The sequence below is a fragment of the Streptomyces sp. CA-142005 genome, assembly GCF_050942335.1.
Taxonomy (GTDB): Bacteria; Actinomycetota; Actinomycetes; order Streptomycetales; family Streptomycetaceae; genus Streptomyces.
Map to the genome: position 1 here is coordinate 123,377 of NZ_CP192078.1, position 19,121 is coordinate 142,497.

The following is a 19,121-nucleotide window of genomic DNA, read 5'->3' on the forward strand; positions in this document are numbered from 1 at the left end:
GGACTACTGAGGTTGTAGGCGCGTTGTCGTCGGGGTGAGTCCGGTGCCGGTGAGGCATCCGTTGATGAGATCGCTGCGGTACTGGAGTCGGCGAAGGCCGTGGCGGAGTGCGGCGATGAGGTGTTCGGGATCGGTGAAGGCGGTGTTGGCCTGGCTGCTGCGACGCAGCAGAGACCAGATGCCTTCGACGGGGTTGAGGTCGGGTGCGTAGGGCGGCAGGTGATATGCGGTGATCCAGTCGTGTGCATCGATGAAGGCCCGCAGGCGTCTGTCTTTGTGGACGTTGAGGATGCCCCTATGTTGCGTCAAGCGGCAGAAGAGGAGGCAGCAAGGGCCGATGCCGGCCGGATCTCACGGTAGATCTCGCGAGCGACGTAGCGTTTGAGGCAGCGGATGATCTGGCGTTTCGACATGCTCTGTTTCGTGCGTCGTTCGAGGTAGACACGTGTGCGGGTATCACGGCGGATGCGGGTCACGACGATGCGGCAGAGGGCGGCGTTGGCTTGCCGGTTGCCCCCGCGGTTCAGCCTCCGACGCTGCGTCTTCCCGGAAGACTGCTCGACAGGGCTGACGCCGCATAGCGCGGCGAACGACGCCTCACTGGCTAGCCGCTCTGGGGTGTCGCCAGCGGCGATCAGCAGGGCAGCAGCACTGTCGGGCCCGACGCCGATGACGTCCAAAAGCTGCGGATGACAGTGACGGACAGCCTTAGTGACCCGGTGGGCGAGCTCCTTCACCTCGACGGTCAGCTGCTGGATGCGCCGGGCCAGCAGCCGGAGCGTGAAGACGGCCGCATCGCCGGTGTCGGGAAGGTCGGCGCATCTGGCGATCAGCGCCGTGTTGGTGAGCTTGGAGAGTGCCTCGCGCAGCGCGGGATCAACTCCGAGCAGCACAGCCTTGAGCTGGTTCTTCGCCTGCGTGCGAGCCTTGACGGCCGACTCCTTCGCCAGCCGTAGCACGCGCATGTCGGCCGCCGGGCCCTCACCGGTCTTGGGTGTGACGTCAGCGCGTCCGGACAGCACTGCGCGGGCGGCGGCCTCCGCATCCACGGCGTCGGTCTTGCCGCGCTTGCGGCGGATGGCGCGGTCCGGCTGATTGACCTCGACGACCTGCACGTTCTCCCGGCTCAGGAAGCGTGCCAGAGCCGCTCCGTAGGAGCCCGTGCATTCCACACCGGCCCGGCGCAGGGCGCCGAAAGAGCATGCCCAGGCCAGGAGTTGCCGGTATCAGGCGGCCGTGGCCGGGAACTCTTGGTGGGCCAGGAGAGCCCCGAGCACGGTGATCACGGCGGCGACATGCACGTCCTTGTGGGTGTCCACCCCCAGGATTACGTCCTCTGCCGGCGGTTCTTCCGGCTGTGCGGGCAGAGTCGGCTGGGGGCATGCTGATGGCGGTCACTCGGCTCCTCGATCGGCACGGGGCTGTGGCCGGCGTCGGGCCGGTGGGCGGTCAGAACTGTGACGGTGCCTTGTGCGGCAAGGCACCTATCGAGACACGCTCGCCGGTCCGGCGGCAGCGAGCACCGCCCAGGACCACAGGCCGACAGATCCTCAACAAGGCAGGCTAGCCAGTTGTCCCACGGGTCAGACCCTGGCCCCGGACGGCGCCCCATGAGTCTCACAGTTGTCCCACACGAGCACGATCGGGCCGCCGAGCTGCAGGTGGGCTGTGATGAGGAGGTCGCGGTAATCGATCCAGGCGAAGCTGCGTCGTCCGCCGCTCTTGTGGTCGCTGTGTCTTCGGGGACGGTAGATCAAGCGGGAGCGTTCGCTGGGCTTGTAGCAGGTCAGGGCGGCGATCGAATAGCGGCGCTGGGACCGGCCGCGGACCCGGACGACCGGGGTGCAGCCGCACTTGGCCCAGGTGCGGCGGGCAGGCGGCGTCATCGAGAACCCGGCCTCGTCTTCAAAGACGATCCAGGCCCCGAGCGCCGCCGCGGTGCTTCCACGTGCGGCCACACGTCTTTCACCCAGCCGGCCACAGCGTCCTCGTTGCGTTCGACTGCGCGGCGGGCGGGCACCTGGTGGCTGAAGCCGTGCCGCCTCAGCATCTGCGCGATGCCGGAGAGCGTCATGGTCTTGTGGAACCTGCGGCCGATCAGCGTCTTGATGCGGGCCAGGGTCCAGGTCTGATCTGGCCAGCCGTGAGCGACCGGGCCCCTGGCCAGCTCCTCCCCCAGCACGGCGAACAGGGCATCGTTCAGCTTCGGGTGGGAGACCGGCCCCCGTGAGCGCAGCCCATCAGGGCCTCGCTCCTGCCAGGACCGGCGCCATCTTTGAACGGACCGGACGCTGACCCGTAACTCCTTCGCGACCGTGGCATTGTCCTGCCCGGCGGCGAACAACTCGGCCGCCATCATCCGGATGCGCTCACGAAACGCCTGCCGCTCAGGCGACAGACCCCCACCCTGCGGATACCTCACACTTTGGGCATACCGCGACGATCAAGACCTGTCAGCCCTCAACGACAACGCGCCTACAACCTCAGCTTGTTGTTTAACCTCGCACGTCACCCGACCTGCTGAGATCTCCCGTTTCCGGCAGCACGTGACACGGCCGTCCTCCACGCTTCGAGATGTCGAGTAACGGAGCATGAAGGAACGGCCGCTGAAGATGAGTCTTCCTCCGGATCCCCCTGCCGTCGAGGCATTGGGCGCCTTGTCCCGCTTTCGGGTTGAGTTCTATGAGTCCCTGTATTCACGCTCGGACGCGCTCTTCGAGCTGACCGACGCGATGCTGTGCACGGACGGCCCGGTGAAGTCGCTGGTCGAGCTGACGCTGGCGGCCGAGCACCGGCGCGGGCATGGTGCGATGTATGCCGCACTGGATATGGGCTGGTTGCAGCCGCGTCGCCTGCGCCGCGCCCTGGCCGACCTCCCGCTGCCGGGCGCCGCCGATGGGCGGATCGTGCTCGCGGCGGACGTGTGCAACTGGCTCCGTCCGGACGCCCCCACCAGCCCCGACCGGCTCTTCTGCCACGTCTACGGACGCGGCGGCCGCTCCAGCGACCAGTTCGTGCCCGGCTGGCCGTACTCCTTCGTCGCCGCCCTGGAGACCGGCCGCACCTCCTGGTGCGCCCTGCTCGATGCCGTGCGCCTGGGTCCGACCGACGACGCGACCGCTGTGACCGCGGCCCAACTACGCGACGTGGTCCAGCGGTTGATCGCTGCCGGGCACTGGCAGCCGGGAAGTAAGGCGATCCTGATCGTGCTGGACGCCGGCTACGACGCTCCGCGCCTCGCCTACGCGCTGCGCGATCTGCCGGTGGAGGTGATGGCCCGACTGCGCTCGGACCGGGTGATGTACCAGGACGCAGGCCCCGCGCGCTCCACTCCCCGGGGCGGGCGCCCTCGCAAGCACGGGGCGAAGTTCACCCTCGCCCAGCCCGACACTTGGCACCGCTCCGACCACTTCACCACCTGCGACACCGCCCGTTACGGCCGGGCCGAGGCGCGCGCCTGGGACCGCATGCACCCCAAGCTGCAGGCCCGCAGTTCCTGGCTCGATCACGAGGGCGAACTGCCAACGCAGCACGGCACATTGATCCGCCTCGAGGTGGAGCGCCTGCCCGGCGAGCGTGAAGCGAAACCGGTATGGCTGTGGACCTCAGCCACCGGCCTCGCCGCTGACCAGGTGGACGTGCGCTGGCGAGCGTTCCTCCGCAGGTTCGATCTGGAGCACACCTTCCGGTTCCTCAAGCAGACCCTCGGGTGGACCCGCCCGAAGGTCCGCCACCCCGACACCGCGGACCTGTGGACCTGGCTGGTGATCGCCGCCCACACCCAGCTCCGCCTCGCCCGCCCCCTCGCCGAGGACCTGCGACGCCCCTGGGAACGGCCCGTCGAGCCCCGCCGACTCACACCCGCCCGGGTCCGCCGGGGGTTCCGTCACCTCCGCGCGAAGACCACCCGTCCAGCGGGCGGGCCGAAACCCACCCGGCCGGGCCCCGGACGCCCACTCGGCTCGAAAAACCGCAGGCCAGCACCACGGCATCAGCCTGGGAAGACCGTGAAACGAACCGAAACCCTCACCGAGCACGTCCGCCTAAAACAGCAGCGAGGTTAAACAACAAGCTCAGAAGGTGTTGTCTTTCCGATCTCGAGAGATGCGCGTCGAACGGAAGTCCCCAGATTGGGTGGTCGCGGGGCGCGTGGCGCAGGTCATCGGCCCGGGCCCGAGCCGAGACCGGTCCGCGAGTGTGTTAAGGGTGCGCTGGTAGTCCACCGACACCACCGACTAGGCCAGCCCTTCACACCGCACCGGCACCTGCGACTCGGCTTCGCCGCGCCGACTGCGCGTCCGCATCTCGCGGATCCGCGGTGACCTCTGTGTCGGCGGTGTTGCCGCCCTCGGCCTCGGCGGCCTGGATGCGGTCGGCCTCCTCCCGCAACCCGTCGACTCGAGGACGAGAGCGACCTCGCGCTGTTCCAGCAGTGCGACAACCGACGGCATCCTCGACGTCCTGGGAGCGACGCCACGACAGGCCACCACTCCCACGGAGTCGCCTACGCCATACCTCACCAGTGAAAAAGCGGTTCCCGCCTGGCGCTGGAGGGCATGCCGGCCTCAACGGCGACGCCTGCGGCCGCTCCTGCGTCCGCTCGCGCAGCTCGGCGGCCACGGGTCCTGGGCATGCCCCGCGGGACGGCGGCGGTCGCCGGCAGTCACACCGCGGAACGACTGTCTATGAACAGGGTCCCGGCGGTCTCGATGAACAGTTCCGCGATGGCCTTGGCTGACGGTGTCGGTGGATTGTCGCGCAGCCGGGTGAGCAGGATGCGGCGAACCGGGGCCGCGGGGCCCAGGTCGATGGTGGTGACGTCATCCCGCAGGCTGGCCAGGGCGAACCTGGGGGCGAGCGTGATGCCCAGGCCGACCGCCGCCATGGCCTGGGCCTCTTGGTAGTCGTGTGCCCGGTAGGCGATCTTCGGCTCGAAGCCGGCGGCACGGCAGCTACGGGTGAGCAGCTCGGCGACCGGGTGATCGCCCCGGACGATCCAGTTCTCCTCGGCCAGCTCCTCAAAACCGGCGGAGTGCCGGGCGGCGAGCGGGTGGCTGGTGGCGACGACCAGGCAGGTGTGGTCGTCCAGCAGATGGATGACATCGAGGTTGGTCTCGTCCAGGCGCCGCCACGGGTAGTCCCACATCAAGGACAGCTCGATCTCCCGGCTCTCCAGGATGTCCATCAGGCCGGCGTTGCGGTCGCTGTGCACGGCCAGCTCAACCTGCGGGTACCGGGTGCGAAAGGCGCGCACGACGCGGGGCAGCAGGGATGCGGCGATGGTGGGGAAGGTACCGATGTGCAAGGTCCCGCTGTGCAGGCCCGCGATGTCATCGAGGGATCGGCGTGCGGCCCGCAACTGGCGATCGATCCGTGCAGCATGCTCGGCCAGAGTGCGGCCGGCCTCGGTGAGCGTGACGCCCCGGGGGTGCCGCGCGATCAGCGGCTGCCCGGCCTCCGCTTCCAGCCTGCTGATCTGCTGAGACACCGCCGAGGGCGTATAGCTCAGGGCAATCGAGGCCGCCGTGATGGAGCCCCGGCGAGCCACCTCGGCCAGCACCAGCATGCGGCGTACGTCGAGGCTCATCACAACCGCCTTAAGTATTTATGAAAGCAACTTCAATTTCTTTCGATTGTACTGATGGCACTGCTGGCGCATCGTCGTACTGACCGGCAGGCGGGCCGCGCAGGCCGTCGACCCGCTCACCGGGCCCTGGTGAAAGAGATCCATGCTGCGGTCGCGTACGCACACAGCCCCTGATCCGTACGCCCCAGCCCCGAAAGGATCTCCGATCCGGACATCTGCCATCCGAACCCATGGGAGTACACATGACCGAGCAGTGGGACGTCGTCGTGGTCGGCGGCGGGAACGCCGGCTTCAGCGCGGCTCAGTCCGCCCGACAGCAGGGAGCACGGGTGCTGCTGCTGGAGAAGGCCCCCCGCCAGTGGGCCGGAGGCAACTCCTACTTCACTGCCGGGGCGATGCGCACCAGCCACGGCGGGCTCACCGACCTCACCTCGCTGGTCGAGCCACTTCCCGCGGACCGCGCAGGACGCGTCGACCTCGCCCCCTACACCGACGACGACTTTCTCGCCGACCTGACCCGGGTAACCCAGGGAAGGACCGACCCCGAACTCGCCCGGATCCTGGTCGGCGAATCCCGCGAGACGATGACCTGGCTGCGCAGCCTCGGCCTGCGATTCGAGCTTATGTTCCACCGGCAGGCTTACGAGGTGGACGGGCGCTACCGGTTCTGGGGCGGACTGGCCGTCGGCGTGGTCGGCGGGGGCAAAGGAATGATCGACCAGCACCTTGCCGCCGCCGATCGCAGCGGCATCGAAGTCCGCTTCGACAGCCCCGTCACCGGCCTGGCCACCGGGCCCGACGGCTCCGTCCGCGGCGTGATGCTCGCCGACGGGCAGCGCATCGAGGCCGACGGCGTGGTACTCACCAGCGGCGGCTTCGAGGCCAACCCGCAGATGCGGGCCGGCTACCTGGGCGCGGGCTGGGACCTGGCCCTGGTGCGCGGAACCCCGCACAACACCGGCGACGGCATCCGCATGGCCCTGGCGGCCGGCGCACAACCCTACGGCCACTGGAGCGGCTGCCACGCGGTGGCCTGGGACAGCCAAGCCCGAGCGACCGGCGACCGGGAGCTGACCAACCAACTCACTCGCGGCGGCTACCCGTTCGGCATCGTAGTCAACGCCGAGGGCCGCCGGTTCGTCGACGAGGGAGCGGACTTCCGCAACTACACCTACGCCAAGTACGGTGCCGAGATCCTCAAGCAACCGGCAGGCGTCGCCTACCAGCTCTTCGACGCGACGTCCGCGCCGCTGCTGCGCCCCGAGGAGTACGCCTCGGCGGGCATCACCAGGGTAGAGTCCGACACCGTGGAGGGCCTGGCCAAGGAACTCGGCATAGACGAGGGCCAGCTGGCGGAGACGGTCGAGCGGTTCAACGCCGCCGTTGTCTCCGGTCGCTTCGATCCGACGGTCAAGGACGGCTGCCGGACCGAGGGCATCACCCCTCCCAAGTCCAACTGGGCCCAGCCGCTGACCACTCCTCCGTACGTCGCCTTCCCGGTGACCTGCGGCATCACCTTCACCTTCGGCGGGCTGCGGATCGACGCCGACGCGCGCGTGCTGGATCTGAGCGGCCACCCCGTCCCTGGGCTGTACGGGGCCGGCGAACTCGTCGGCGGGCTCTTCTGGTTCAACTACCCTGGTGGCTCCGGCCTCACCGCCGGTTCGGTGCTCGGCAGGCGCGCCGGGCGCTCAGCAGCCGCCGACACGCGTTGACGGCGCCCCAGCCGAGTGAGAGCTCACACGGCCATGGAGGACGCACCATAAGTAGCTGTTGTCGTTCCGATCTTGAGCGGTGTCCGTCGAAACGGGAGTCTCGATTGGGTGGTCGCGGGGTGTTCGGCGCATACGAGCAGGGCCTCCTGAACAGCTCGTTGGTGTCGAATCACCGAGCAACATCAGGAGGCCCCGGTGCCGCAGTGTTCCGTGTCGACGGCTGGGCAGTCCAGTTCCGTCACGCTGGAGTGTGACTGTCTGGCTCACCGGTTCGGAAACGCCGCCGACAACGGGTTGCGGCAGCCGCGTTATCCGACGGACATGACGGACGCGGAGTGGGCGGCCATCCGGCCGCTGCTGCCGGTGCCTGGCTGGATGTGCGGCCGCGGAGGGCAGCCGGAGGCGTACTGCCACCGGGCGATACTCGATGCGATCCGCTACCTGGTCGACGATGGCATCAAGTGGCGGGCGATGCCCGCCGACTTCCCGCCGTGGGACCGGGCATACGCGTTCTTTCGCCGCTGGCGCGACCACGGCCTGGTCAAGGAGTTCCACGACCGGCTACGTGCGCAGGTCCGCGAGAAGGTGGGCCGTGACGCGGAGCCGACGGCCGGAGTGATCGACTCGCAGTCGGTCAAGGCGGACGCCGTCGTCGGGTCGGACAGCCGCGGCTTCGACGGCGGCAAGCTGATCAACGGGCGCAAGCGGCACGTCGTGGTCGATACCCTCGGCCTGCTGCTGGGCGTGATGGTCACCGCCGCGGACGTCGGCGACCGCACCGCCGCCCAGGTGTTGCTGCGGCAAGTCGCCGACGCACACCACCAGTTGGAGCTGGTCTGGGCCGACGGCGGCTACACCGGCAGCCTCGTCGAGTACTGCCTGGCCACGCTCGCCCTGGTCCTGGCGATCGTCAAACGCAGCGACGACATGCACGGCTTCGTGGTGTTGCCCAAACGGTGGATCGTCGAGCGCCTCTTCGGCCACCTGATGCGCACCCGCCGCCTGGCACGCGACTACGAGCGGCGCACCACGAGCGCCGAGGCGATGGTCTACTGGTCGATGACCCTGCTCATGACCCGCCGCCTGGCCCGGCCACGCCCGCAGCCAGCGTGAACCGGCCCGGCTGTTGCTCGGCCAGCCAGCCGCGCGCGACCAGGCGCTTCGCCTTCGACCGCAGTGCCTCCACCCGTGCCGGCAGCACGTCCATGCCGAACGTCGCGGCCATCTCCTGGCAGGTCAGCGGCCCTTGATGGAGCCGTGCCCGGTCCGCGAGCGCCCTAAGGATGCGCTGGTAGTCCACCGACAGCACCGACCAGGCCAGCCCCTCACGCCACATCGGAACCTGCGACTTCGTCTTCGCTGCCTCCGGCACCTGCGGCGTCTTTCCGGTCTGCTCCTCGGCGGCCGGCGCGGTCCCCTCGGCCCGGGCGGGGTCCTGCCCGCTCTCGTCCACGGGGGCCAGCACCTCGCCGACCCGCGAGCAGGCGATGGCCCACTCCTTCCATTCCCGCTCGCCACGGTCAACTCGGCCTGGACACGGTCGGCTTCCTCCCGCAGCTCGTCCACACGACGGCGAGCACCCAGCTCACGCTGTTCCAACAGCCCAACCACCGCCGGCATCCACGACCTCCCAGGCAGCGACAGCACGACAGGCCACAACTCCCACGGGATCGCCGACCCTATGCCCGACCAGCGGAAACGCAGTCCTCAAGTCCGGAAAGACAACAGCTTCTCAGTAATCGTTGTCCGCCGGCAGATCCGGGGAATCAAGCCGTACCGCCTGATCTCCCGGAAGCGAGTCACTCACTCTTCGGCGAACTTCGCGATACCGATCGGGCAGGACACGCCGGTCCCGCCGAGCCCGCAGTACCCGCCCGGGTTTTTGCTGTCCGAGAGAAACTGCTGGTGGTAGCCCTCCGCCCGGTAGAAGTCGTTCCGTTCCCACCGCAGGGGAGGTGCTTTCCCGACGGTGCGCGGTCGTAAGCGCCCCTCTCAGACACTCCAGGCCTTCAGAGCCAGCCACCTTGCAGACGATCTGTGGGACGGCTTACAGGGCCGGGCAACGGCGTCCGAGGCTAGGCCGGCGGCGCGTGCAGGCGAAGACGTGAAGCGTCGACCGCAGCCAGCACCGCAGCAACCTCGTCCCCACTCCCCCGCCAGAGCCTCAATCCGGCTTGATGTCTGTGGACGGTTTCTCGGGGAACGCACAAGTGCCTTGTGACCTGCGGTGATGGGGTTTCTCTAGGACCACATCAGGCACGATCAGCAAGGCACTTCCGAGATGCAATCTTCCCATGCCGCGTGCAGACTCCCCCTGGCCGGGACGGTCCAGTGAACACGCGCGACGCATCCACCGACATCGCCGCGGCGCCCGTCGACGCCGTCCTGATCCGGCAGAGCTACAACGCGGTGCTGCTCGCCATCGGGCACCTTCCAGAGGAACAGCGGGCACACCTCGCGGGCCTGCTGCGCGGGCACGCCGGGCTGCTCCTGCCCGAGGTCGAGAACCAGATCCCGGGCATGCGGGGCGAGTGGCGGCACGTAGCCGAGCATGTCGTGCGCCGCACGCACAGCGCCATCGACGTCACGGTCGCCGAGTCGCGGCGGGCCGACCGCCTTCACGATCTGGCAGCCCTGACGCGCTCCCTCCTCGCCCTTCACCACGAGTTCGGCCCCGCCTGAACGACCGGAGCCGGCCACAAGACTCCCGTACCGACACGGCCGGGGTGATCCCCCCGGGACGGTACGGGCGGCCCGGCCAACACCCGGGCTTCACGCAGATCACTGGGGGACCTGACGGAGGGGGGAGCACTCGGTGGGCAAGCCGCCCCCTGAGCCTGGGCAAGCTCTGCAGCTCTGGGTGGGCAAGCCTGTCCTGGCAGCCATGGCCGGGGACGGCAGAGCGGGCTTTCAGTGGCGAGTGACGGTGCGCGCCGGTCTGCGCGGACCAGGTGTGCCAGTCCCTCGATGATGTGGTGCTCGCCGTAGAGGAGCGGTGTCGCCTCCTGCAGCGCCCGTAGCACGGCGTCCCGAAGGTCGGTCCGGACAGGCGGTTCGGTCGGGCGGTACTGGGGGGCGCGACGTCCCTCAGACGCTCTTCGCACATGTCCCCGATCAGCCGGAGCCAGTCCCTCGCGTCGATACCGAAGTGATCGATGTTGTAGCCCCGGCCCGAGGCGGACAGCCACAGAACAGTGATCGTCTCAGCGCGCAGGCAGGAGCCGAGCAGGCGGTGCACGTCTGCGAGCAGCAACCCCGCCGCCGAGCCCGGGGTTTGCGCGCTGTCGTCGGCGGCCGCGACCTGCCGGACACGGTCGTCTGCGCTGCCCTCCTGCCAGCCCCCTTCGAACCGCGACGAGAGCGCGTCACGTGGGGGCGCGGCCCGGGACGTGCCGCAGGGGCGGGCGGTTTCCCCGCCCGCCCCTGCGGCACGACGTTAGTCGGTTCGGTCGATGCGTCCTTCGGGTCCCGAAGGCTCCTCACGCATGGTGAGCCATGGTGAGAGGAGGTTCGTGAACTCCTCGTCGGAAATGTGGACGCTCCCCAAGCCGAACCTCTCCCATGCTTGCGCCCGCTGCAGAACGGGCAGCGGTATGTCAAAAGCGAGACGGAAGGAGGCAATGAAAGGGACGGCCCTGAACCCTGCACCCAGCTTGTCCCTGGCGAGCAATGCGAGTTCTATCGCGTTCTTTCCATCAGCGTGGGCCGCCTTCAGCTCGCCGACAAGAGTCTCCATCTCATTCATCTCGTGTCCGACTTTCCGATCTTTCGCGTGACGGCGTTGGGGCGGGACGCGGCCTCGCGATACCCGCCCCAACGCGTGTCCTTCAGCCGTGGATACCGTGGACTGGTGACCTAACGACGGAAGGTCACGCCCACGTTTGTGTAGTGCCCCGGCATGCCCCTGAGCTCAGTTATCTCCACCTTCGTGAAACCTGCTCGCGCGGCCATTTTACCCGTGAACGTTTCCTTCAGTGCCGCTTCTTCGAGCGATGCACCGCCCCGTACGGCCGCATTGAAGGAGTTCAGATTATCGCTGAGTGAGCCTCCGTCCTGCCAGTACCCCTTGATCCCCTTCACTGCGTCGCCGAAATGCGCGAGCGCGGCGTTGAACATCTCGCTGCCTCTGGGCTCTTCGTCCTTGACCGCCTCGATGGCGAGCCCGAAGAGACCGTCCTTGTCGATGTCTGCGACGATCGAGGCCCCACTGGGGTATTGCGCAAAGTAGACGGGGCAGTCGACGTTGTGGACCAGTACGGGAGTCCGGCCCGCGAGCACGTAGAAGGTGTGGAGGTCGGCGATGCTCAGGTCCCACACCTGCTGTGGCACGGCCACGGGGCGGATACCGACCACCTTGTGCAGGGCACCGGTCGGAGTCCGGAGCGGATCTGCCCTGTGCAGGCTGGAGGCGTGCACCCAGCCGCGGCCCGGAACATACATCCGGTGTCCCGGCGTGGTCAGTATCCGTCCGCCGTCAGCGAAGGAGATCTGCATGAGCCGGTCTGCCGAGTGAGAGAACGTCGACGTGACCGGTTCGGGGCCGGTCGTACCGGCGTCCGGGTCAGTGGCGAGCAGTCGATCGCCGACCTTGACCGCGTCGATGCGCTTGACCGAGCCATCGGCGAGCAGTACGGGTGTCGCAGCGGGGAAGCTGTTCTTCAGGCAGAGTCCACGCAGTCTCTGGCCAAGTGACTTGAAGATGCCGGCGACAGCATCTTCCGGCAGATTGAGGGCGCGCAGTGCCTTCCACGCGTCCGTGAACGCGATCCCGGTCCGGGCGGCCGCGTCTGCTGCTTTGAGCGCGTCGGCGATGGGCCGAAGGATCTTGCCCGCGAACAGGCTCGCGACGTCCAGGGATGCCCAGCCGCAGCCGCTCCAGCTTCCGCTCTCACCACCTGGCGTGAGCTTCTGGGCGCACTTGATCCAACTGCCGAAGAGGATGTCGATCGGGTCGACGCCCTCCTGCCACTCGGCAATCGTGATGTTGTGGGTGACCTCTTCGTAAAGTACGTCGGTCTTGACTGTCTGGAGGTAATGCGTCGCGCCGGAGGGGCACATCAACTTCTGCGGATCGATACCTTCGGCGCTGCACAGATAGAGGTCGACGACGGCCTTGTACGGAAGCTTCGCCGTGATCGTGCAGTTGCCCGTGTAGGCGAGGTGGTTCCACCAGTGGTCGCAGCCGTCGGTCTTGCTGACGACCTCCGGGTCACCGACCTTCTCGATGTGGTCGATGACGTAGAACATGTTGCCGATGGAGCCGCCGCTTCCGTCGGGGACGGTTCCGGCCTCGATCTGTTTGCCCTTGGCGGCCTTCTCGGCCCTGTCGGCGGCGTCCTGGGCTTCCTTGGCGTACTTGTCGGCGCCCTTTGCGGCTTGTTCGGCCTCGGTCGCGGCGGTGTCGGCGCGGTCGGCGGCGGCGCGGGCGTCTTTGGCGTCCTGTTCGGCCTGGGCGGCGGCGCTGCGGGCGGCTTCGGCGTCGAGTGCGGCGGTGTCGGCGGAGTTGCGGGCGTCCTTGGCGTAGCCGTCGGCCGTGTCGGCGGCCTTGCCGGCGGCGGTGGCGTCGGCGGCGGCCTGTTTGTCGTAGTCGATGGTGCGGGCCAGGGAGGCTGAGGCTGCTGCTGCGGCCTTGGCGGCGTCGGCGGCGTAGCCGAGGGCCTGCTTGGAGTAGGTGCGGGCGTCGGCGGCGTACTGGGCGGCGTTGGCGGCGTGCTGGTAGGCCTCCTTGGCGTCTCCCTTGGCCTGGTCGGCTAGGTCCTTCGCCGCTTGGGCCTCGGACGCCGCGTTCTTGGCGTGGGCGTCGGCGACGGCCTGCTGCTGGTCGGCGATGGACTTCGAGGCCTGTCCGGTCAGCACGACCAAGCCGGCGGCGGAGTCGGTGTCGACGTACCGCGCTCCGAGTTGGATCGCGTCGTTGGCGGGGTCGGCGACCTGCTCGGCCGCCTTGCCGGCGTCCACGGCGGCCTGGGCGGTGACGTGGGCGTAGCCGGCTGCCTTCGCCGAGGCCGCGAGGGCCTTGCCAGCTTCCGTCTTCGCGGTGTCCGCCTGGGTCTTGGCGTCCTTGGCGTGCTGTTCGGCCTCGTCGGCGAGCTTGACCGACGCCTTGGCCTCGCTCGCGGCGTCCTGGGAGGCCTTGATGGCGTCGGCGGCGGCGCTGGTGGCGGTCTTCACCGCCGCGTCCGCCTTCGCCTTGTCCGCCTGGGCTGCGTCGGCGTCGGAGCGGGCTCGCTTGGCGGCCGCCTCGGCGCGGGCGGCGGCGGCGTCGGCGGCGGCGGCGGCCTGGGTGGCGGCGTCCGCGTCGGCGCGGGCGTTCTTTGCGGCGGTCTCGGCGTCGTCGGCGGCCTTGTCGGCGTCGTTGGCGGCGGCGCGGGCGGTGGTGGCTGCGTCTCCGGAGTCGAGGGAGTCGGCGTAGGCGTCCTTGGCGTCGGCCTTGGCCCGGGCCGCGTCCGCCTTCTGCTCGGCGTCCCAGGCGTCGTCCCGCTTGGCCTTGGCCTTGTCCCGGGCCGCGGTCGCGGCGTCACGCTTGTCCTCGGCGGTCTTCTCGGCGGCGTCGGCCTTGTCCTTGGCGTCCTTGGCCTTGCCCGCCTGGTCCTCGGCGTTCTTCCGGTCCGCCGCGGCCTCGGCCTGTTTCGCGGCGGCCGTCTCTTTCTCCGCCTTGGCCGTCTTCTGCTCGGCCTCGGCGGCGAGGCGTTTGGCGTGGGCGTCGGCGGCGGCGGCCTTCGCATCGCCCTCGGCCTTCAGGGCGTCGGCGAGCTTGGCCTCGGCGGTCTCCTTGTCCTTCTTGGCGTTGTCACGGTGCACCTTGGCCGCGTCCGCGGCCGCCTTGGCCTGGGCCTCCGCCGCCTCGGCCGCCTTCTTGCGGAACTCCGCCTTCGACTGTGCGGCCTGCGCGAGGGCGCGCTGCGCGATGGTCGCGCTGTCCCCGGCCGAGGCACGGGTCGCGGCCTCGGCCGTCTCACCTGCCTTTTCCATCGCCTGCAGCGCGGCAGCCGCGCCCTTGGTGACCTGGTCCTTCTGCAGGCCGACCAGCAGACCACGACCCCGCGGGGCGCCGTTGGTGCCGGCGATGCCGTACGCGGCCTGCAGCGCGGTGTCCGAGCCGGCCCCGGCCTTCTGCGCGGCGGCCAACTGCGCCTTCAGGACGTCCAGTTGCTTTTTCGCGCCGGCCTGAGCGCCGGTGACGCCGGCCTTGGCCTTGGTGAACTGGGCCTTGTCCGGATATCCGAGCTTGTCATCGCCATTGTGTCCGTCAGGGACGATGCGGATCTTCTGCGCGTCGGTGCCGTTGCACGTGTACAGCTGGGCGTCGTTGCCGTTGGTGAAGGTGTGCAGGTCCAGGCACTTGTTCGTGGCGGCGTTGCGCAGCTCACCGGCGGCACGGACATCGAAGTCCCACTGCTGCGCCGGGCTGCCGTTGCACGACCACAGCTGGATCTTCGTGCCGTTGGCGTCGTCGCCGCTCTTCACATCAAGGCACTTGCGCGCGTTAGTGTTGTACAGGGCGTAGCCGCCGTCGTAGACGCCCCAGAACTTCCACTCCTGGGCGGCACTGTCGTTGCAGGTGTAGATCTGCACCGCCGTACCGTTGGCCGTCCCGCCGCCCTGCACGTCCAGGCACTTGCCCTTGGCCGCCTCGACCCGCATGGTCAGCGAGGAGTCACCGATCCAGCCGATACCGCCCGGGGACCAGTAGTCCTGCCAGCGCGTGAGGTGGTCCGCGACCCAGGACTGCCCCAGCATCTCGCTCAGCGCCTTCGCGCCCTTGGCGAGCGCGTCGACCGCGGTCTCGTTCGCGTCCAGGATCTGGTTGCGCTGCGCGGCCTGGGAGGAGACCTCCTGCTGCCACTCGCCCGCCGCCGTGGACGTGATGTCGCCCAGCACGCCGTCCGGGTCCAGCGGATCACGCCAACCACACGCCGCGAACCGGGACTTCACATCCTCCACCGCGATACGGAACTCCGCCGTCCCCGGCTGCGGAGCACTACGCGGGAAACCACCCGAGGACAGGAAGATCCGCGCGTCATCCGCGCCCGCGTTCGTGGCCGGGCCGCCGTGCATCCACTGGAACGCGTTGTGCTCCGCCAGCGCCCGGTTCCACTCCTGCTGAGTCGTCCCGGTCGGGTCCGGATCCTTGCCGTAGAGCGGATTGCCCACGGCGTCGACGGCCTTCAGGGACGCGTCGTCGGCCTTCGGAGTGTCGTCCTGGTAGAAGTCGTCGTCCTTCTGCCAGAACCGGTCGGCGACCCACTTGCCCAGACCTGTCTGGTTGTAGAAGCTCTGCTCGCCGTCGGGCGGCCAGTGGAACGCGGCGTCCGTGAATCCAGCCGGGGTCACCAGGCCGTCGAGAGGCTTCTTCCAGCCGTCGCGCTGAGCAGCCAGATCGTCCATCTGCTTGCTCGCCGCGTCCCGGTCCTTCTGGTACGCCACAGCCAGCGGCGTCTTCTCCCAGCTCTTCCGGTCCGCCAGGACATGAAGTTTGTCCGCGGGTTGTTTCAGGCCGTCCTGAGCGGTCGCGGACATCGACGGCCCGCCGAGCCGCAGTACGTCGGTCATCAGGCACTGGTCCTGCCGCAACTGCTCGGCGGCCGTGTCCTGGTACCAGGGATAGGAATCGTCCGCCGGTTCGGCGTGCAGCCGGGACGGACCCGGCTGCACCGCGACACCCGCCACAACAGCTAGCGCGGCCACGGAGGTTACGGCGGAGGTGAACTTCCCTGGTCTTCGTGATCCGCGCAGGCGGAACCAAGGCGTGGAGTGCAAAAGAGCGGTCCCTTTCTTCCTCAGGGGGATGCGCCGGGCGGAAGCCGACGATCCGGGAGCAGGGAACGCTCTTACTGGCTGGCGCGTACGAACAGTCGGTACGACGGCATGGCGAAGCAACCTCTCCCCGTGAGCGACGGTGTTCCCCCGGTCGCTGAGTGATGTGCGCCCAGACGCGGATTGGTCATGATCCCGTCATGCGCGGCTTTACCTTACGCATACATCAACGGGCCCGTACAGACGTTCACTTCCGGAGACGCGAGGATGCTGGCCTGAAGTCGCCGCACCGGCCAGGCCCCGAAGAAGGCGGGAAGGACCCGGCCCTAAAAGGAGATTCCACGATCTTCTTGTGTAGCTCCGGTGTGCATGGATGGAAGAAGCGAGCTCATCAAACGACAGGAGATGGCCGGATTCCGCCCCCAGCGCACACCTCGCTGAGCAGCACTCCGTCCGGTCAGTAGAGCCGGGCCGACCACAGCCTGCCCGCCGAACCGTCGTTGCTTACAACACCGTACTCACGGGCGAACCGGTTGGCCTCCGCGACCGACCCGCACACGCAGGTCATGTCCCACGGGGTGGTGTAGTCACGGCAGCTGTTTCGGTTCCGTTTGTGGGGTGATCTGTGGTTCGGGTTCGGTCGGCTTGGTGGTGAAGAGCTCGGCCATGGAGGAGGCCGAGCAGGCGTTGGCCGAGCAGGGCGCCTCGCTGGCCCTCGGGCTTTCCGCTGAGGAAGTGGAACAGCTGCGGGCTGGTGAGCTGGACATGGGGGTCTCCAGCTGCCGAGACCCGTTCGCTTCCCCCTTCGGCCGCCCCGGACAGCTGTGCCCGGTCGCCCCCACCCGCTGCCCGGAATGCCGCAACGCCTTCGTCCTGCCCTCGAATCTTCCCCAGCTGCTGCTGTTCGCCGCCCATCTCGATCAGCTCCAGCACCGTCTGGCGCCCTCCCACTTCCACGCGCTGTGGGGCCAGAGCCGCCGCAACGTCATCGAGGCCCTCAACCTGCGCACGCGTGAGGAGATCGCTCGCGCCCGACGGCGCATCGCCGACGAAGGGCTGACCCTCAGCCTTCCGCTCGCCGCCCAGGTGGAGTTCGACACATGACGGGCCGCCGACAACCGCACGGTGCCGAATCGAGCATCTTCGCCGACGACGAACCGGTCCTGCAGTCCATGCCCTTGCTGGCTGGCGCGACCTCCCCTGTCTTCGGCGACACGACCGGTTGGGACTTCAATGGCGTCCTTCGCCGCCCGGCGAGTCATCTGACCGGCCAGTGGCGGCTGCCGTTCACCAGCCTGAGCCCGGCCCAGAATCTCCTCGCCCGGGAGTTGGCGATGACCGAGTTCACCCGCGCCATCCCGCCGTCCTGGCCGCGGGCGTGCACCTTGCGCCGACCCCGCGCAAGGTCCCCACCCTGCGCGGCCACGGCCAGGTCCTGCGTGCACTCGCCGCGTTCGGCGCCGCCCAGCACCTGCCCGATGACTTCGGCCTGTGGGCGGCCGAGGACTTCCACCGCTATCTCGCCGTCCGCCTCCGCGACACCGACGCCACCGCCATGCGCCCGCACATCGCGGTAATCAAGCTCCTTCACCGGCTCGCCCCGATTCTCAGCATGCGCCTGCCAGCGGACCCGTGGCACGGCCAGAGCGCCGGGAGGGTCTTGGGCCTGTCCAGGGACGACGAGCTGCGGACTCCGGTGGTCGAGCCCGCCACGTGGTTCCCGCTCATCCACGCGGCCTGGAGCTACATCGACGTCTTCGGCCCTGACATCCTGCGGGCCCGCTCCTTGTGGAGAAGCCTCCAAGCAGGCAGGCAGCGTCTGCCCGCCGACCAACAGCGCCACCGGCAGCCGCGCTGATGTGGGCCCGCACCCTGGTGGCCGGTTAGTAGCTGGTCAGGTCCACGACCACATCACAGAGGGGATCGTCGGTCGGCTTCCGGTCATGCTCGTTGTCGAGGTAGCCGGATGTGATTCCGGCGAGCAGGCCGGGGCCGGTGTGGCTGATGATTACGTCGGCGCCGTAGGTGAGGCTTCCGTCGGGTGCTGTGAGGTACAGCCGCATGCGGTCGCTGCCGGTGATCACCAGCCCCTTGAAGGCGGGGAGATCCAGCGTGTGATCGGCGACCAGGGCGCGGACGATCCCGGGCAGACACTCGAAGACCCCCTGGTGGTGGTCGTGGCCTGGAGCTGTCACAGCTTCGCCCAGGCCGGGCACTTGTTCCCCGGCTGGTTCTTGCAGAACGCGTTGATGACGCCGATGGTCTGCCCCCGGCCGGCGTCGTATCGCTGGTCTTTGGTCTTGCGTGAGTACTGAACGATGACCACGATCTTCACCATCCGAGGCCGAGGTACGCCGGTCTCGAACTCTACCCCGCCATACACGAGGCGGCCGTGATGAACGTCGCTCTCGGGGTGCTCGTTGACGACGGCCGCGATCGTTCCGCACTTCTTGATGTTCTGTCGGCTTCATCGCCTTCCGCAGCGTCCGCGCGGGCCCCATGATCCGGGTCATCTCGTCCCAGCACGTCCCCGCTTCCTGCGGGCAACTGCCGTTGGCGTTCTCCGCCACCGCATCCTGGAACGCCGCGGTGGCCTTCTCCAGGCTCGGCGCCGCCGCGGCGGTCGCCTTCTTCGACCCGTCCGCTTTCGCGTCGCCTCCGCAGCCACTCAGCCCGGCCAGCGTTGCGGCCAGGACCACGCCCACGGCCTCCTTCCCCCATACGTGTGATCTCCCCATGACCGGGGATCAGCCGCTGAGCTTCTTCCCGCTGGGGCGCGGATGCGCCGGATGTGCCGACGCACCACGTGGTATCCCTCAGGCACCTTCGCCACCGCCCACTCCTTGCAGCACCACGGCGGGCCCCCCGCTGCGGCCTGCGCTGTGGGGATTGATGTAGCAGCGGCCACTGACATTGATATTGGTACGCAGGTTCTGGTGGTCGTGGCTCTGCCACTGACTGACGCCCTGCTGGGCTGTCTTCTGGCTGTTCTGTCCGGCTGCCGGAGCCTGTTCTCATGGCTCCGGCCGGGCGGAAGACAGGAAGGGGAGTGCGGTGGGCAC

Annotated in this window: 11 protein-coding genes and 5 pseudogenes; 6 read left to right on the forward strand and 10 right to left on the reverse strand. The window is 68.7% G+C overall.

Features of this window, described 5'->3' with window-relative positions; all coding sequences use genetic code 11:
- Positions 1-3: 3 nt before the first annotated feature.
- The 3 pseudogenes from ACQPXS_RS00650 to ACQPXS_RS00660 all read right to left on the reverse strand — a co-directional run.
- Positions 4-288, reverse strand: a pseudogene (locus ACQPXS_RS00650) (transposase); the annotation flags it as partial.
- Between the two features lie 17 nt (positions 289-305).
- Positions 306-1,367, reverse strand: a pseudogene (locus ACQPXS_RS00655) (IS110 family transposase).
- Between the two features lie 237 nt (positions 1,368-1,604).
- Positions 1,605-2,422 (reverse strand): annotated as a pseudogene (locus ACQPXS_RS00660) (IS630 family transposase); the annotation flags it as partial.
- Between the two features lie 190 nt (positions 2,423-2,612).
- Between ACQPXS_RS00660 and ACQPXS_RS00665 the strand changes: the two are divergent.
- On the forward strand, positions 2,613-4,064 hold the full coding sequence (locus ACQPXS_RS00665; RefSeq protein ID WP_433445915.1) for an NF041680 family putative transposase: 1,452 nt from the start codon (positions 2,613-2,615) through the stop codon (positions 4,062-4,064).
- Positions 4,065-4,663: 599 nt separating this feature from the next.
- On the opposite strand, the gene ACQPXS_RS00670 is transcribed toward ACQPXS_RS00665, so the two are convergent.
- On the reverse strand, positions 4,664-5,587 hold the full coding sequence (locus ACQPXS_RS00670) for a LysR family transcriptional regulator (RefSeq protein WP_433445916.1): 924 nt from the start codon (positions 5,585-5,587) through the stop codon (positions 4,664-4,666).
- A gap of 242 nt (positions 5,588-5,829) precedes the next feature.
- On the opposite strand from ACQPXS_RS00670, the gene tcuA reads away from it, so the two are divergent.
- Together tcuA and ACQPXS_RS00680 are read left to right on the forward strand one after the other, a co-directional pair.
- Positions 5,830-7,302: an FAD-dependent tricarballylate dehydrogenase TcuA gene (gene tcuA / locus ACQPXS_RS00675; RefSeq protein WP_433445917.1), complete on the forward strand. Its 1,473-nt coding sequence runs from the start codon at positions 5,830-5,832 to the stop codon at positions 7,300-7,302.
- A 321-nt stretch (positions 7,303-7,623) separates the two neighbouring features.
- On the forward strand, positions 7,624-8,415 hold the full coding sequence (locus tag ACQPXS_RS00680) for an IS5 family transposase (protein ID WP_433445918.1): 792 nt from the start codon (positions 7,624-7,626) through the stop codon (positions 8,413-8,415).
- On the opposite strand, the pseudogene ACQPXS_RS00685 reads toward ACQPXS_RS00680, so the two are convergent.
- A pseudogene (locus ACQPXS_RS00685) lies at positions 8,372-8,922 on the reverse strand (hypothetical protein). The gene ACQPXS_RS00680 and the pseudogene ACQPXS_RS00685 sit on opposite strands and share 44 nt — an antisense overlap.
- Before the next feature lie 183 nt (positions 8,923-9,105).
- Positions 9,106-9,243, reverse strand: a pseudogene (locus ACQPXS_RS00690) (peptide-methionine (S)-S-oxide reductase MsrA); the annotation flags it as partial.
- A 390-nt stretch (positions 9,244-9,633) separates the two neighbouring features.
- Here ACQPXS_RS00690 and ACQPXS_RS00695 point away from each other — a divergent pair.
- Positions 9,634-9,984, forward strand: coding sequence for a hypothetical protein (locus tag ACQPXS_RS00695; protein WP_433445919.1), 351 nt, complete (start codon positions 9,634-9,636; stop codon positions 9,982-9,984).
- A gap of 754 nt (positions 9,985-10,738) precedes the next feature.
- Here ACQPXS_RS00695 and ACQPXS_RS00700 read toward each other — a convergent pair.
- Both ACQPXS_RS00700 and ACQPXS_RS00705 read right to left on the reverse strand, forming a co-directional pair.
- Positions 10,739-11,047 carry a hypothetical protein gene (locus ACQPXS_RS00700; protein ID WP_433445920.1) on the reverse strand — a complete coding sequence of 103 codons (309 nt, stop codon included), beginning with the start codon at positions 11,045-11,047 and terminating at the stop codon, positions 10,739-10,741.
- 110 nt (positions 11,048-11,157) lie between these two features.
- The gene (locus tag ACQPXS_RS00705; protein ID WP_433455638.1) at positions 11,158-15,855 is read right to left on the reverse strand and encodes an RICIN domain-containing protein; all 4,698 of its coding nucleotides are present in this window, start codon (positions 15,853-15,855) and stop codon (positions 11,158-11,160) included.
- A gap of 852 nt (positions 15,856-16,707) precedes the next feature.
- Here ACQPXS_RS00705 and ACQPXS_RS00710 point away from each other — a divergent pair.
- Both ACQPXS_RS00710 and ACQPXS_RS00715 read left to right on the forward strand, forming a co-directional pair.
- On the forward strand, positions 16,708-17,163 hold the full coding sequence (locus tag ACQPXS_RS00710) for a hypothetical protein (protein WP_433456261.1): 456 nt from the start codon (positions 16,708-16,710) through the stop codon (positions 17,161-17,163).
- Positions 17,164-17,437: 274 nt separating this feature from the next.
- Positions 17,438-17,917: a hypothetical protein gene (locus ACQPXS_RS00715; RefSeq protein WP_433445921.1), complete on the forward strand. Its 480-nt coding sequence runs from the start codon at positions 17,438-17,440 to the stop codon at positions 17,915-17,917.
- Between the two features lie 25 nt (positions 17,918-17,942).
- Here the strand turns inward: ACQPXS_RS00715 and ACQPXS_RS00720 are convergent, their stop codons facing one another.
- Entirely contained in the window at positions 17,943-18,254 is a 312-nt protein-coding gene (locus tag ACQPXS_RS00720) for a hypothetical protein (RefSeq protein WP_433445923.1), read from the reverse strand.
- Entirely contained in the window at positions 18,251-18,397 is a 147-nt protein-coding gene (locus ACQPXS_RS00725) for a hypothetical protein (RefSeq protein WP_433445925.1), read from the reverse strand. The genes ACQPXS_RS00720 and ACQPXS_RS00725 overlap by 4 nt, the downstream gene beginning before the upstream one ends.
- Positions 18,398-19,121 lie beyond the last annotated feature (724 nt).

Excerpts from the sequence above, each read along its gene's own strand:
- ACQPXS_RS00665 (WP_433445915.1), top strand. The coding sequence starts at position 2,613 with ATGAGTCTTCCTCCGGATCCCCCTGCCGTCGAGGCATTGGGCGCCTTG.
- ACQPXS_RS00670 (WP_433445916.1), bottom strand. The coding sequence starts at position 5,587 with ATGAGCCTCGACGTACGCCGCATGCTGGTGCTGGCCGAGGTGGCTCGC.
- tcuA (WP_433445917.1), top strand. The coding sequence starts at position 5,830 with ATGACCGAGCAGTGGGACGTCGTCGTGGTCGGCGGCGGGAACGCCGGC.
- ACQPXS_RS00680 (WP_433445918.1), top strand. The coding sequence starts at position 7,624 with ATGACGGACGCGGAGTGGGCGGCCATCCGGCCGCTGCTGCCGGTGCCT.
- ACQPXS_RS00700 (WP_433445920.1), bottom strand. The coding sequence starts at position 11,047 with ATGAATGAGATGGAGACTCTTGTCGGCGAGCTGAAGGCGGCCCACGCT.
- ACQPXS_RS00705 (WP_433455638.1), bottom strand. The coding sequence starts at position 15,855 with ATGACCGACGTACTGCGGCTCGGCGGGCCGTCGATGTCCGCGACCGCT.
- ACQPXS_RS00725 (WP_433445925.1), bottom strand. The coding sequence starts at position 18,397 with ATGGTGAAGATCGTGGTCATCGTTCAGTACTCACGCAAGACCAAAGAC.